9 protein-coding genes and 2 pseudogenes are annotated in these 15,893 nt (G+C 36.0%); 10 read left to right on the top strand and 1 reads right to left on the bottom strand.

Annotated elements, in window-relative coordinates; genetic code table 11:
• The first annotated feature begins 11 nt into the window (after positions 1–11).
• From C1724_RS06425 to C1724_RS06395, 8 genes and pseudogenes are all read left to right on the top strand, one after another.
• Complete coding sequence (locus C1724_RS06425) at positions 12–1,295, top strand: IS110 family transposase (protein ID WP_102345880.1); 1,284 nt, start codon at positions 12–14, stop codon at positions 1,293–1,295.
• A gap of 401 nt (positions 1,296–1,696) precedes the next feature.
• Positions 1,697–2,545 (top strand): hypothetical protein, encoded by an 849-nt coding sequence (locus tag C1724_RS06420; RefSeq protein ID WP_102345879.1) that lies wholly within the window; start codon positions 1,697–1,699, stop codon positions 2,543–2,545.
• Between the two features lie 37 nt (positions 2,546–2,582).
• The gene (locus C1724_RS06415; protein ID WP_102345878.1) at positions 2,583–2,819 is read left to right on the top strand and encodes a hypothetical protein; all 237 of its coding nucleotides are present in this window, start codon (positions 2,583–2,585) and stop codon (positions 2,817–2,819) included.
• Between the two features lie 62 nt (positions 2,820–2,881).
• The gene (locus tag C1724_RS06410; protein ID WP_102345877.1) at positions 2,882–4,561 is read left to right on the top strand and encodes an Hsp70 family protein; all 1,680 of its coding nucleotides are present in this window, start codon (positions 2,882–2,884) and stop codon (positions 4,559–4,561) included.
• 60 nt (positions 4,562–4,621) lie between these two features.
• A complete protein-coding gene (locus C1724_RS06405; protein WP_102345876.1) occupies positions 4,622–4,960 on the top strand; it encodes a hypothetical protein in 339 nt (112 codons plus the stop codon).
• Positions 4,961–5,280: 320 nt separating this feature from the next.
• Positions 5,281–7,599, top strand: a complete 2,319-nt coding sequence (locus C1724_RS06400; RefSeq protein WP_102345875.1) for a HelD family protein — start codon at positions 5,281–5,283, stop codon at positions 7,597–7,599.
• A gap of 46 nt (positions 7,600–7,645) precedes the next feature.
• Positions 7,646–7,790: pseudogene (locus tag C1724_RS26335) on the top strand (IS110 family transposase); the annotation flags it as partial.
• Positions 7,791–8,178: 388 nt separating this feature from the next.
• Positions 8,179–9,906 carry a DUF4145 domain-containing protein gene (locus C1724_RS06395; protein ID WP_102345874.1) on the top strand — a complete coding sequence of 576 codons (1,728 nt, stop codon included), beginning with the start codon at positions 8,179–8,181 and terminating at the stop codon, positions 9,904–9,906.
• 113 nt (positions 9,907–10,019) lie between these two features.
• Here the strand turns inward: C1724_RS06395 and C1724_RS06390 are convergent, their stop codons facing one another.
• Positions 10,020–10,832: a hypothetical protein gene (locus tag C1724_RS06390; protein WP_102345873.1), complete on the bottom strand. Its 813-nt coding sequence runs from the start codon at positions 10,830–10,832 to the stop codon at positions 10,020–10,022.
• 1,001 nt (positions 10,833–11,833) lie between these two features.
• On the opposite strand from C1724_RS06390, the pseudogene C1724_RS06385 reads away from it, so the two are divergent.
• Positions 11,834–12,925 (top strand): annotated as a pseudogene (locus tag C1724_RS06385) (McrB family protein); the annotation flags it as partial.
• On the top strand, positions 12,900–15,656 hold the full coding sequence (locus C1724_RS06380; protein ID WP_102345871.1) for a restriction endonuclease-like protein: 2,757 nt from the start codon (positions 12,900–12,902) through the stop codon (positions 15,654–15,656). The pseudogene C1724_RS06385 and the gene C1724_RS06380, both read left to right, overlap by 26 nt.
• The last annotated feature ends 237 nt before the right edge of the window (positions 15,657–15,893 follow it).

Below are 15,893 nucleotides of genomic sequence, written 5' to 3'. Positions count from 1 at the left end.
GAGGACTCATAATGAATTATACACAAAATCAAAAAATCTCTCAAATCACACCTTCAACTTTAGTTATTGGCATTGATGTTGCAAAAGAAAAGCATGTAGCACGCGCACAAGACGACAGAGGCTTAGAATTCGGAAAGCGTCTGATTTTCCAAAACAGATTTCATGGCTTTGAGCTATTACTAGAATGGGCTCACCGTCATGCAAAAGAAAATTCTAAAGATCATATTATCTTTGGTGTAGAACCAACAGGTCATTTTTGGCTGAATCTTGCTTATTATCTTACGGCAAAGGGCTATGACATTGTGTTGGTCAATCCAATGCATGTAAAGAAAAGCAAAGAGTTTGATGACAACTCACCTACGAAGAACGATACAAAGGATGCAAAAGTAATTGCACAGTTGATTAAAGATGGGCGATACTCTGTACCTAATCTCTTTGATGGCATCTATGCTGAACTTAGAGAAGGCGTCAAAGTTAGAGATCAACTCATCCAACAATTAATGATTACAGAAGGGCGTATTCAAAATATGATTGATCGCTACTTTCCAGAATTCTTCGATGTCTTTGGAGACTGGGAAGGTAAAGCAGCTCTTTGTACATTAAAACTTTTCCCATTTCCATCACAAATCGTGGAGATGACACCTGAAGAGATACTTCAAGAATGGAAACTATTTGTTCAAAGAGGTGTTGGAATTAAACGGGCTACAAAGTTAGTAGAGGCTGCTCGTAAGAGCATTGGTTTAACTATTGGAACCCAATTTGCACAACGAGAGATGGTTAATCTCCTTGAACAATTAGAGCTTTTCAGAAAGCAACTAGAAGACCTTGATCAAGAGTTAGAAGGTATTGTTAGAACGATACCTGGTGCAAATGAAATGATTGATATTACAGGACTTGGCGTGGCCACAGTCACTACTGTTTTATCTGAAATTGGGGATCTCAAAAATTATAAGCATCCCCAGCAGCTAGTTAACTTAGCAGGGCTCTCCTTACGAGAGAATAGTTCAGGGAAACACAAAGGAAAAACAACCATTACTAAACGAGGTCGAAGTAAACTACGAAGGGCTTTGTATATGGCTATACGTCCTCTGGTTGCACATAATCCAACGTTTAAAGCCCTGCATCATTATTACACAAAACGCCCTGATAGGCCTTTAAAGAAACAGCAGTCTCTGATTGCCTTGTGTTGTAAATTATTACGAGTCATTTTTGTCATAGGACATAAACAATGTCAATTTGATGGTTCCAAGTTATTACAAGGGATACCTCAAGAAAACCTATTACAGGTTGCATAATCAAACAGTAAACACTTTAGATACTCTATATTCTCAATAGATAAACACCAATAGTGCAGAGTCGGAGTTTATTTTTACCATTCGGGCTATGACCCAGTATAGGAGCATATCCGACCTCCACCTTATGGATACGCAGGACGAAGGAATGTATGGACCCGATCCGGTGAGACATGGGAGGGTTAGCGGCCGTGAGTTATGTGGAGTTTTCATAGCACGGTTATACCAATAATTACCAAACTATACCAGTTTGGTGGTTAGGATGCACCTCCACCTGTAAGGAACTTGAAGAAATTCAAATACTATCCACTGTTTCAGGTGTGTTAACTATTAGGTGTTTATGAAACTTTGAGAATACGTGAGGATTCTAGAGATATTTAAACTTTATTGAGGGAGGGTAAAGCATGAAAAACGAAGAGTTAACGTCATTTCTTGAAAGTGAACTAAAAAATCTGAAACATAGTCCAGAATTTTGGCAAACAATCTTTACTTTTATCCAGGAAAAAGCTAATAGCTATAACACTTACTTGAGCGATCAAGGGGTAAAGGATTTTTTTAACGAAGAAAAGATTACCAATCATTTAAACTATGTGAATCAAAAGATTACGGCTTTAAGTCAATTATCTTTTATAATCGCTGCACAAGATAAAAAATTAAAACAAATTGAAAATGCATTTGAATCGTTGGAACAAGAGAACCATCAACTTTTAGTACAGAAAGAGGAAGATGGAAAAAAATTCGCAGATTTTAGAGAGAAAATGGAACGTAGCGTTGAGAACCGAGAAAAGGTAGTAAAGCGGGAACTCAACGCTAAACTAGATATCTTACGTAATAGAATTAAAACTGTAGGCAAATTAAACCAACAATCGTATGATCCAGAAAATGAAAAGTTAGAAATGGTTAACGTAAAGATAAGTGATGCTGTTAAAACGATGTACCAAGTGTTAGTAGAAACGGAGCTTTGGCCGGAAAGTGAAAACCAGCCAGAGGAGCTGAAAATTGCAAAAGACAATCTTAATGTTGCTAGAAGAAGGACTGCAGGTTCTAGAAAGCCATCAGAGACTAAAGAAGAAGAAAAAGTAGAGAAGGCTAAGGATGAGCATGATAAATTGAATAATGAAAAGGAAATCTTAATGGAGAACAAACAACCTGAAAAGGGAAAGGTAGAACAGACTGAGAAAGAGCAGTCCAAAAAAGGTAAGGAAAAAGAAGTTGATAATTTACAAGTTGAATGTGATATTGTAGATATTTGAAGCAGCTTTAAACCAACAACAACTTATTTTGGAAGGTATGGAAGAGGAACAAAAGGAAAAAAGAAGTAGTGACTATATAGATAGGGTTGAAACATCGTCTGGATATATTGCTGAAAATAGTGAAACAAAAGCTACTAGCGAAAAGTTAATTCGTCAAGATTCTAAGAATTTAGATCAGCCAAAGCAAGAAGATGGCAAGGATAAGGATGAAAAAATGCCTGAAGAAGAAGTGAACCATTCTCAACAACATGAACAGCCTGAAGAAAATCAATGAACAAAAAGGGTTACACAAAAGGAGAAGTAGTACCTCCTTAAAGTTAGAGAGGAGAGTATAAAATGGAGCCTATTTATGGAATAGACCTGGGGACTTCTAATTGTCTCGCTGCACAGGTGGATGAACTGTTTGGGACAATTAATATTGAATGTTTAGAGGATGAAAATTCTAATATCTCTTTTCCTTCAGTTGTTCATTTTCATAAAGAAAATGAAGTTATTGTAGGAGATCGAGCAAAAGAATTATTGCCTCGTTTCCCAGGTCCAACTGTCGAGTTAGTAAAGCTTCGACTAGGGATGGAAAAAAACTTAGAGCTGACGATTAATGGAAAAAAAGTAAAAAAAAGTCCACAAGAAATCACTGGTGCAATGCTTAAACATTTTCAAACATTGCATAATAACAAAATTAAAAAAGCTGTTTTAACAGTACCAGCCAACTTTAATGAAAACCAAAAGAAGGCGATTTTGGAGTCTGGGAAATTAGCAGGAATTGACATAGTGGAATATATTACGGAGCCAAGTGCAGCTATTATGTATCACCTTTATGATCAATTTAAGGATAAGGAGTTTGAAGCATTCTTTAAAGAGGAACGAAACTTTTTAGTGTTTGACTTTGGTGGAGGAACATTGGACCTTTCTTTAATCAATGTTTCAATAGATGAAAAAGGCAACTTAAAGCCTAATGTATTAATCACGGAAGGAGATAATGTATTAGGAGGAAATGTCATTGACCTAGAGTTGACACGATTTTTACTATACGATCTACACACATATTATTATGATTCATTTACTCATAAACTAACAGAGGTATTTGACTACTTTTATGAGAATAAAAGGTTCCCTGATCATGCTGAAGAGGAAGTAGTTGAATATATTTTAGATGTGAAGAAGAATGCAGAACGTGCCAAAGTCCAGTTGTCAACTGAGGAAGTCGTCACAATTGAATTTCCACCATCAGCCCAAGCTTCTGAAATGTATGCAAACCTTGATTTGTCTAGAGAAGTATTTGAGGAAGAAGTATTGGAAGAGAAGGATTTTGGACAACGTGTCATAAATGCCCTTGAAAATTTGGAATCAGAGAATAAAGACTATTATGAAATTCATGAAATCATTTTTGTTGGAGGGTCTGCACAAATTCCTTATTTTCAACAAAAATTTATTGAAAAATACCCAAGCTTGAAAAACAAGTTAAGCGTATCTCGTGATTATGACCGAGCTATCGCAATGGGTGCAGCTATTTTGGGAGCAATCCGAAACGGTATTGAAGTTCCCCCATTTGGATTGAATCGATGCTTTAACCAGGTACCACATAATATCTTTATTGATCATAAAGGACACTCAGACCTATTTGTACGAGCTAGAACTAAAATTCCGTTCGAAAAGCCAGCAGAAAAGCAAGTCAGAATTAGGCATGCTCTTGAGACAAATATTCATATCATTCTTAAAGAGCAATATGGAGACTATGACTTCGACTTAAAAGAAAGAGTTTCAAAAGAGCACTCCATAAAAGAGGTTAATTTTTACCATCCGTTTTTCTATACAAATGAAGAAATAACGGTCACATTATTCATTGATGAACACGGATTTATTAACATCTCAGCCTTACATGACAGAACCAATGAATCCGTCGATTTCAAAACAGAAAAACTATTCCAGCTAACAGACAAAGAATTCAACGAAGCTAAAACTCGAATAGACCAACTACGAGAAATAGAACTAGACTTAAAGAATATAAGTTTTTAAGGGACAGAGGGACATTTTTTTGTCGATTTTGCACACTTCAATGGTCGATACAACTAATAATTGTATAAAAAGCTTGTCATAAAGCATGAAACTATTTTTCCACTTGAAGATGCACTTAATACTTCTATCACAATTGGACATTCACTTAATACACATATTCAGCTAAAAGTATTTGAAGAAAAAGGAAATAGAACCATTAAAGAGGCGGAGTTTAATCACCCAATTTTCTATAATGGAGAAACAATAGAGGTTGAGTTTAATATTAATGACCATGGAATCATTAGTTTTTCGGCCCTCCATCCAGAAACTAACGAAAGTGTTGATTTTATGTTAGATAAATTATTCTTGCTAGATGACCAAGAAGTAAGAACAATTAAGGAAACTCTTCGTTATACATGATAATATAAATTTTGTTCTTTCGTATTATAAATAAAATTTACAATTTCTTCTTTATTTTGAAAGGCGATTACTTATGGTAGTCGTCTTTTTCTTATAGGAATCTGAATTTATGTTGTTCCTTTCTGGTAATAAAGCTATTATTAATCACGACCTGTCCGGTTAGAATAATCAGATTTGTATAACTATTTCTAATATAAAATTATGATGCATATTATTTCCTATGCTATTATAAAATTATTAGTATTATTTTGCCAAATAATTAAAATTTAAATTTAATAAAAAATAATTGTACTATTATTAATAAAAGGGGAACCTGCCAGATGAACAAAAGTGAATTAAAAAAGGAGCAAAAGTTACTTTATAATACAATAGAAAGAATAAAAAACCAATCCTATTATGTTTGGGAGTTAATAACAAGACAAAAAAATAAATTTAATAGTGGAAATTATTCTTTAGGGGATGAAGTCACATATCAGCGTGGAAAACAGGATAGCAAATTGCTTGAACGTGCTGAAAAAAATCCTTACTTTGGTAGTTTTGAAATAGTCTCTGAAGACGGTGATATAGAAAATTATTATATAGGGAAACAAGGGATTAAGGATAATAATGAAAACGTTGTAGTTGTGGATTGGCGGATGCCAATTGCTTCAGTTTTTTACAATTTCACCCCGGGTGCATCTACTCAAAGGTATACTGTGAATGATGAAAAGTTGAAAAAAGTTTATAAATATACAGTTGATGTTCTTAGAAAAAAAGAATATACGATAAAAGATCAAAAACTTATCAAAATCATCCAACAGGTTGCTGAAACTGACAGTGAATTAAATAAAACAATTACGGAATTAGGAGATCAACTCACTATAACAGATGACTTTCTAAAAGAAATTATCGAAAATAGTGAGACAACGGGCTACTTAAAAGAAATTATTGCCACAATTCAAGCAGAACAAAATAAAGCAATAAGACAACCGATTGATCTAAACGTTATTATTCAAGGTGTTGCTGGCTCAGGCAAATCATCGATTGCATTGCACCGTTTATCATACTTGCTATATAACAATAAAAATATAAGTCCTGAGAAAGTTGTAGTTCTCGGTCCTTCTAATCTTTTTATTAGTTCTGTTAAGGACTTATTACCTGATCTAAGTTTAGAAGGGATTAAACATTCCACCGTTCAAGAACTAATTCTAGATTTTATCAAACCTGCACTAAAGTCGGTTAAATTTGATCTAACAATTAATAAATATTTTGAGGACTTGCTTTTTCTAAACGGTGATAACAATGCAAGAAAAATTATTAAATTCAAAGGATCTGAGTCGTTTGCGATACTTTTAGATATATTTATTTCAGATCTTATTACACAGTATGAAAACCTTATCAAACCGGTTGTTATATTAGACGTGGAACTAGATAAAGAGACTTTACTCAGCATTTATGAGGGTTATAAGTATTTGCCGTTTAAGAAGAGAATTGAGCGTTTTCTTGTGCATGTAGAGAATCACATTAAAAGAGTACTAGAAGAAAGAGTAAAAGATTTAGAGCAACAGCTTGAATTTGTTAATCAAACATTTTTGATAGACACTGGATTAAAACAGGATGAGCTTACTGCATTAAAAGTTAAAATGCAGGAAATAACAAAGTATAAAGTACAAAAGATTCGTACAATTTTTAAGTTAGAGTTGGATAATTGGAAGAAGAATATGAAAGGTCCAAGTTTATTAGATATATATAAACAAGTCTTATCTTTTGAAGTATTAAATGCTTTTAAGCATGAGCTTGCCCCCGGCATACCAGATCTATTTTCAAATTATAAGTTAAATAAGGTAACCTATTTTGATTTAGCACCGCTGTTCTATATTTATCTTTTATTATATGATAAACCTGCGGAGTATTCACATATTGTGATTGATGAAGCTCAAGATCTATGTTTTATTCATTTTGCCGCTTTAAAGAAAATTACAAAAACAATGACTCTTTTAGGTGATAAAGATCAATCTATTTTCATGAAATACGGTCAATATGACTGGGATGAACTAAATAATACTGTATTTAAATTGGATAAAAACGAGATACTGACTTTAGACACTAGTTATCGCTCAACAAAAGAAATTATTGATGCAGCTAATACTGTACTTAGTAACCAAAACAATCTATTACATTCTCCTATTATTCCTTTAAATAGATCGGGAGAAAAAGTGAATTTTGTGGAAGTTACGTCAGGAAGAGACCTCTTAGATAATATCATTCATACTATTAAAGAATGGAAAAAGAAATATAAAAGAATTGCCTTAATTCATAAGGATGAACAAAAAGCTAGAAAAGTAGCGGAATATCTTACACAAGAATATAACAAACGAGACGTCGTTTATATTAGCCCCGAGCAGGAAGTTGTAAATAAGTCTATATCGGTGCTGGCGTCCTATCATTGCAAAGGAATGGAATTCGATGCTGTAATCCTATTAAATATAAATGCAGAAAGTTTTCCAAAGGATGATTTACATTCACGTTTGCTGTATGTACTTTTGACTCGTGCTCAGCAAGAAGTAAAGGTTTTTTATCAGGATACTCCTTCATCATTGCTGGAAGGGCTTATCCCACATAATCCTAAAGAAATTTCCGTTTTTGATGATATATTATAGTATTTCAGTAATGATGATATTTGAGGGTTGAAAAACCAATTGCCTTAATAGACCTTTAATGAGACAGCAGTCTTTGATTACCTTGCGTCATAAATTACTACGTGTTTTTTGTCATCGGACAAAAGCATTGCCATTTTGATGGTTCAAAATTATTGCAAGGGGTACCCAGAAAAATATTACAGGTTGCATAAACTATCAGTTTAAAACTTCTGACCTCAAGTTAATCAATTGACAAACACCAATAGAGCAGAGTCAGAGCATATTTATTTCATTCGGACAAATGCCCCAGTATAGGAGCATATCCGACCTCCACCTCGTGCATACGCAGGAATGTATGGACCAACCGGTGAGACATGTAAGGGTAAGTGTCCGTGAGCTGTATGGATAATGAAACGCAGGGTTTTACACATAAACTCCAAACATATCCAGTTTGCTCGTTTGGATAGCACCCTCCTGTAAAAAATAAATATTTCTACCAGTGATAACGATTATCAGTGGTGAGTCTACTTTTTGGTGTTAATGAAATTCTAGAATACGTGAGTCTTTGGAAGAAAATTTTGCTTTATAAAGGGAGGTACTATGTTTAAAAACTTTTTTAAGAAAAAAGAAAGCAAACATGAACATAATAAACATTATGGTAAACAAAAATTTAAGTGCTTAGATTGTGGAAACTTTCTTAACGATGGTGAAAGTCTCAGATGTAATAAATGCCATGGGGCCCCTGCTAATTACAATAAAGAAAATACCATAAATAAAAGTGTTTATGATAAGGATGGCTATGATAAGAAAGGTTTTAACTATCAAGGATTAGATCGAGAAGGTTATAATCGGGAAGGCTATAACAAAAATGGATATGACAGGAATGGCTATGATAAAGATGGTTTTAATTTGTTAGGTTATAACAAAAAAGGGTTTGACAAGGAAGGTTATAATAAGGAAGGTTTTAACTATTTAGGATTAGATCGAGAAGGTTATAATCGGGAAGGCTATAACAGATATGGATATAGCAGGAATGGCTACGATAAAGATGGCTACGATAAAGATGGTTTTAATTTGATAGGATATAACAAAAAAGGTTTTAACAAGGAAGGTTTTAACAAGGAAGGTTTTAACTATTTAGGATTAGATCGAGAAGGTTATAATCGGGAAGGCTATAACAGATATGGATATGACAGGAATGGCTACAATCGAGAAGGCTATAACAAAGAAGGTTATAACAGTAAAGGTTATGATCGAGAAGGCTTTAATAAACAAGGCTATAACAAGGATGGATATGATAACCTAGGATTTAATAAAATGGGGCTCCATAAAAATGGTACGGTATATGATGAATTAGGATATAACATAAACGGTTACAGTAAGAGTGGTTATAATAAATATGGATATAACATAGAAGGATTTGATATTAAAGGTTTTAATCAAGAAGGACTAAATAAAAATGGCACCTACTTTGATAATAATGGTTTTGGTGTTGATGGGTTTAATCAATACGGATTAGATTTAGAAGGCTATAACCGTGGAGGCTATGATCAAGAAGGTTATAATCGAGAAGGTTATAATCGCCAGGGTTATAACAAAGAGGGATATAACATTGAGGGCTATGATCGAGAGGGCTTTAATTCGTTAGGTTATGATGTTTATGGTTATAATAAAGAGGGTTATGATCATGAAGGCTGCGATAAAAATGGCTATAATAAAGATGGTTATGACCGTGATGGCTATGACCATAGTGGCTATAATAAAGAAGGCTATGATAAAGAAGGGTACAATCGAAAGGGTTATAACGAAGAGGGTTTTGATAAAAATGGATTTGATATTGAAGGATATAATAAACGAGGCTTTGATAATAGCGGCTTTGATAGACAGGGTTATAATCAAAGTGGAGAGTATAACCAATATATAGATAGTTATATAGAGAATAATCATCTTAGACAAAATGGCCAAAAAATTATTTATAGTGAAGGAATAAAAGATATATTATTGAGAATTGAAAGTGCAAAAAAAGCTATGAGATTTTATGATTATATAGCAGCAATGGCACATATAAGAACAGCAGCAGAATTATTTTCAAAAGAAAGGTTTTTAGTAAAAAAAATTAACGACCTTAATGATAGCCAATTTAATAGACTAACCGATTTGAATGAAAAAAAACTATTATCACTAAAAGAATTTGAAATTCTAAATTCGATTCGCTTAGATGGTAACGAAGCGATTCATCAAGGATATGTAGATAGCGCTAAAACAGAAGTATTATTGAATAAATTCTTAACTATTGTTCATGACTGGATTGAAAAAGATTATTGGTAAGCGGACCTTGGTGCCTGACCCCCAGTGAGGTAAAGCGTTAGAGGGGGCAGGCACTTTTCTCCTAGAAGTTCCTTTAATTTAGTATTATTTTTTTATGGTGAAGAATATTGGGCTCATTCTTCATCATATTCATCTTCCCAACCTTCTCCGCTGGAAAAATCAGGAACATAACAATAGGCTGCTACATTTTTTATTTCATCTACCATAAGTGTAATAATATTGTCTATCATTTCGCTTTTTGGAGGGAATGGGAAGTCTGATTGAAGTTCGTATTCTTGATAGATGAAATAATCAGTGTACGTATACAAAAACATTAATTCCCTCATTGGAGCATTATATAATTTTGACTCTAAATGGTTTTCTATATCATCAATGATAATTTCTAAAGGATACCCACCTCCATATTGTATTTGATAACAGAATTCTTCCCAATAGTTAGAGAAATTATAGTCATCTCCCTCAATAGAGACATCATAAGCAAAGTTTTGGATGCTAATTTTTAATTCTTCCAGATAAGAATTGAGTATATTATCATCCAAGGATGACAAATGTCTTGATACCTTTTTATTTATCAGTTTCATTATTTGTTGAGAAATTTTACTAAGCTTATAACCTTTAATATCGTTAACGTAATATGAGTCTATCTCATCTCTAGGTATATCTTCACACTTGATAAACAAAAAGTCTATTTCACTCTCGTCTAAGTTCCTGAAGTTTTGAAACATAATGATTGTTGTTCTATTTATTATTTTTTTATATTGGTCTGGTTCATAAAGTATTGTAAATAATAGCTCATCAAAAAATGTTGAAAAATTTAATCTGTATAAATTATTGAATCCGTTCTTATCCATAGGAGTTTCTAAGATATTTAAACAATATTTCTCATATATTTGATTTAAATAATTTTGAATAATTCCATCTCTCATAATTTATTTTTCACCTACTATTCTTAAGTAAAATACAAAACTTCGACTTTAAGTAATTATTTCCTCCTTTTGTTATAATAAAACCATAAATATAAGATAAGAAATCTTGAAAGGAATTAATCTTACCCCCTAGTGAGGTAGCAGCGTGTGGGCAGCTGCTTGGTCAACAACAAGGTAATGCTATTAATAAAAAAGTCTTAAAAGAATATGCTAGCTCCGAAAATAAAAACGGTTTTCTTGCGTAAAGAATACTTAGGTTACCGTTATCTAATCTAATTTTAAACTATCAGGTATAAAGGCCGAACAGGTTAAAACCAAAGGAGAGGTTATTAAACAGCTGATAGTCCAATTTTTCGTAACTCTCTAGGTGAGAACCTGACTTAGAAAGTGTGGCTGTTAAGAGAGTTGGCCATTTATTTTCATGGATCGAGTCACTAGGTTTAGTTGATAAAGATTTAGTTCCAAAGGGAGGTGTAAACATGGAACACATTGAACCAGAAACTCAAAGTATGAAATTTTGGTGGGTCAATATGGGGCAGAAATATAAACCGCAACGTGAAGGTGGTTTTATGTGGGCACCACTTACAAATAAAATCGGGAATCAAGTGGGTCACTATAGTGAGCTGGCCAATGCTGAGGTAGGCGACGTTGTGATTGTCTATGGTAAGCCTGAAATTAAATCGATTGGTATTGTTTCTGAAAAAGCAAAAGTGGAACAAAAGCCAGCGTCATTAGCTGATGAGAATTGGAATGAAAAAGGGAACTTGGTCAAACTAGATTACTATGACTTAGAGCAATGGATACCAAAGGACTCGATACCTTCACCATGGAGATCTGAGGATGCCGGACCGTTTGATCGAAATGGGAATTTGAAACAAGGCTATTTCTATCCTGTCTCTGAGGATTTTATGAAAAAGTTTTATCCGCAATATAAAGACCTCATGTCACCTGTTGTCCAAGAACATATTGAACGTGCTATTGAGTTTGAAGAGACGTCAATGATGAACGAACAAGAATTGATGGACCATATACATAGCTATATTACTTCCAAGGGCTTTACATACGAAAAAGATGACATCATCAATTTTTACTTGTCGCTTAAAACCAAACCATTTGTTATTCTTTCCGGAATCTCCGGTACCGGAAAAACGAAAATCGTGCAATGGTTTTCTGAAAGTATTGGAGCGACTGGAGAAAATGGGCGCTTTTTGTTAATTCCCGTTCGTCCAGATTGGAGTGATAGTTCAGATCTTCTTGGCTATACCGATATTCAGGGGAAGTTTAAGAAAGAGATATTAACTGAATTCCTGATGAAAGCTGCAGCTGACGAGGACAAGCCGTATTTTGTACTTTTAGATGAAATGAACCTTGCGCGTGTTGAGTATTATTTTAGTGATATTTTAAGTGTGATGGAAAGTAGAAAGTGGGAAAACGGACGGATCATTACATCCCAACTTTTATCTGAAAAAGAAGTTGACGGCGGCTTAACGATACCATCTAATGTTTATTTTATTGGAACCGTTAATATGGATGAAACCACCCATCCTTTTAGTAAAAAAGTGTTAGATCGTGCCAATACGATCGAGTTTAATAGGATCCAGCTCGATAACTTTTCATTTTTACAAGAAGGCCAGATGCAGTCGATCACTGTTGGAAATGATGCACTAGCAGGCTCTTATTTATTTTTAAAAGATGCATTTACGGAGCATGAAACGTTGATTCACAGTGTGACGGAAAAACTAATGTCAGTGAATGTGATTTTACAAGATATTGGCGCACAGGTTGGCTATCGTGTTCGAGATGAGGTTTGTTTTTATATGATTTACAATGCTCAGTCCGGTTTATTGAATGAGGACGATGCTTTTGATTTCCAGCTGATGCAGAAAATTTTACCGAGAATTCATGGCAGTGATATTCGAACAGAAGTCGTTCTCAAAAAGCTATTCCGCTATTGTACAAATCAAGAGGTTGACGCTGATGCTACTAGAGACGAAGGTTTTTATAAAAGAGTCACCTATCCTAAGACAGCTAGGAAGCTTACAGAAATGAGTCGGAGGTTTGAACAAGATGGTTTCACATCCTTCTGGTTATAGCTCTGAAGATGTTGAATTGGTTGTGATTGAAACGGAGGACATGATTGTTTCGATTAAAGGCAAGCCTTTTCATGAAAAGTATGAGAGTTTAAGACAATACAAGGCGTTGAATTCATTTGAAGATATGATATTTAAGGTAAAGAGCAATAAAGACTATAAAGCAGAGGTCTTTGATGTCAAAAAAGGCGAGCTGTCTGACTTTGAAGAAGGGCCGTTTTCACCGATCTTTTTTGAAAATGGAATTTACCAAGTGATCATCCATTCGCTAAAGAGTCAGCCGCTGTCGTTTTATCATGAACATCCTAGCCTGCGGAAAGCCATTGCACATATTGGAAGGTCTGGTACGCAGATACTGGGTGGGAATCTACGGTTCTTAAACGAGGTCGGACTTACAGCTTTTGAGATTCGTAGCGGTGAGGAGGCATTGCTGGAGGTGGAGTTGGAGATTTTTCCGACAAAGCTCGATTATAAAGAGGACTATCAGCAGCTTTTGCAGGAAGTGAATGAAGAGATTTATAATTTGGCCTATGATTTTTTACGAAAGACGTACCTGAAAGCGGGTAGGACGTTTGTTGAACAGCCGTCGCCGGCGGAGTTTTATCGATTGCTGCAAGGTCATTTTGATGATTTGGTAAAAGCGTTGCAGCATATTGAGCGGCAGCCGCATCATCAATTGCAGACTACCTATCGACAAGTGCGCGGTAATCAGTTGAAGAAGATTGATTCTGTTGGTCGTGCCTATTTACGAAAGCGTGCACATGATGTGTTTCAAGATGTTGAGCATGGGATTCAGCTTGCGGGTCGGAGTATGCTGCCTGTGAAAGGCTGGGCTGCTAAAAAGGGGCTTTCTTTTGATACGCTTGAGAATCGGTTTGTGAAATGGATGGTTGCAAGGATCGTTGATCGAATGGAGGATCTGCTGCAGAAGTTGACGCAGACGAAGGGTGTGTATGTTAGGAAGCCTGATGAACATTTACTAGCTGTTATTCGGAGTCAGCAAAAGCAATTGATGGGTATGTTAAACAAACCTTTTTGGAAGGAAATTGGCCGGTTGGATCGATCGGTGTTAAGTTTAGTGATGCAAATGGCACCTGGTTATAAAGATGCTTATCAAATTTTTCTAACGATTATGAGAGGCCTGGCGTTGGAGCATGATTTTTACAAAATGTCTGTGAAGGATGTTGCGACGCTATATGAATATTGGACGTTCTTGAAATTGGGGCAATTGTTAGCGAAGAAGTATGAGCCGATCGAGCAAGACTTGGTGAAACTGAATCGGAACGGACTTGTTGTTCGGTTGGATGAGACGAAGGAAGCGCGCAGACGTTTTCGGCATCCGGTTACAAAGGAAGAAATTGTTTTATATTATCAAAAATTAGATAAAGGCTTACCGACTGTTTCGCAAAAGCCAGACACGATGTTGAGTATTCAGAAGAATGGCAAGGATTATCGCTATAATTATATTTTTGATGCGAAATATCGGATTGATTTTGCGGTGCCTGGAACGGATTATGGCGATCGCTATAAGCTGCCGGGTCCGATGGAGGAGGATATTAATACGATGCACCGCTATCGTGATGCATTGGTTGTGAAGGAAGCGGGGCATTATGAGCGGAATGCATATGGAGCGTATGTGTTGTTTCCTTTTTCAGATGATCGCAGCTATGTGGAGCATGACTTTTATCATAGCATTGGTGAAGTGAATGTTGGAGCGTTGCCGTTTTTACCGAATACAACCGAGCTAGTGGAGAGGTTTATGGATCGGTTGATTGAGTCTAGTCCTGAGGAGTTGCTGCGCGAAGGGATTTTGCCACGGGGTGTGACCGAGGAGTGGCGATCTTCGTTTGATGAGTCTGTGCTTGTGGGTGTGGTGAAGAATGCTGTGAATTTTGCGGCGCATCTGAAGGGTGGCTTTTATCATATTCCGGCAAAGCGACTGGTTCCGGGCTGGCAGGAGGCGAAGTANGAGCTAGTGGAGAGGTTTATGGATCGGTTGATTGAGTCTAGTCCTGAGGAGTTGCTGCGCGAAGGGATTTTGCCACGGGGTGTGACCGAGGAGTGGCGATCTTCGTTTGATGAGTCTGTGCTTGTGGGTGTGGTGAAGAATGCTGTGAATTTTGCGGCGCATCTGAAGGGTGGCTTTTATCATATTCCGGCAAAGCGACTGGTTCCGGGCTGGCAGGAGGCGAAGTATGTGGCGTTGTATTTGCCGAAGTGGGTGTCGCAGGAGGAAAATGGGATTGTTTATTATGGCAAAATCGAGCGGGTTGAGGTCAAGAAACGGCGGGAGATTACGGAGATCCCTAAGAATGGCGATGAGGAGTATGTTTATCTTAAGGTTCGCTATTGGGAGCGGTTAGATGATGTGATTCGTCCGGTTCAGTATGGTGTGCGCGTATATATGATGACGACGTTGAATACATTAAAGCAAGCAAAAGAGCTGCCGGAAATTTTTATGAAAAGTGGCGAAGAGGTCACGCTGTGGCGGATGCTGCGGCGGATTTCTAGAAGTGTGAAGGTGGAGCTGGATGCACGGGATGTGGATCAAGCGAGTCGGGTAGAACGGTATCGGTTGAAGGATTTGGTGGTTGAAGTGGATCATGAGAGCGAGGAATTGAGGATTAAGCGGAATGGTGTGGTGAAGGAGATTGAGATGAGGGAATTGGCGGAGAGACCTTCGGGGGTTTTTCGGGAGATTGTGGGGGTGATGGGGGCGGAGTATAAGAGTTAGCGGATCTTGGGGCCAGGTTTCTGGCTCCTTTTAATTTTTAGGAATGAGATAGTTGACCCTGAAACGGGTTTGATGAGCTAATTTTAGACTGTCCATTCGTCCTACAGAAAAGTATATAAAAGGGGAAGAATTTCGCTACCATTTAGTGATTTCTAATTTTTTAACAACGTTAATTAATTAATTAATTAAAAAAAATGAATAAATATTTCTAAACGCAAATATATATTTAACAGGTTG

This window comes from Bacillus sp. Marseille-P3661 (assembly GCF_900240995.1).
In the GTDB taxonomy this organism is placed as follows: Bacteria; Bacillota; Bacilli; order Bacillales; family Bacillaceae_J; genus OESV01.
This window is presented reverse-complemented; position numbering and strand designations above follow the sequence as displayed.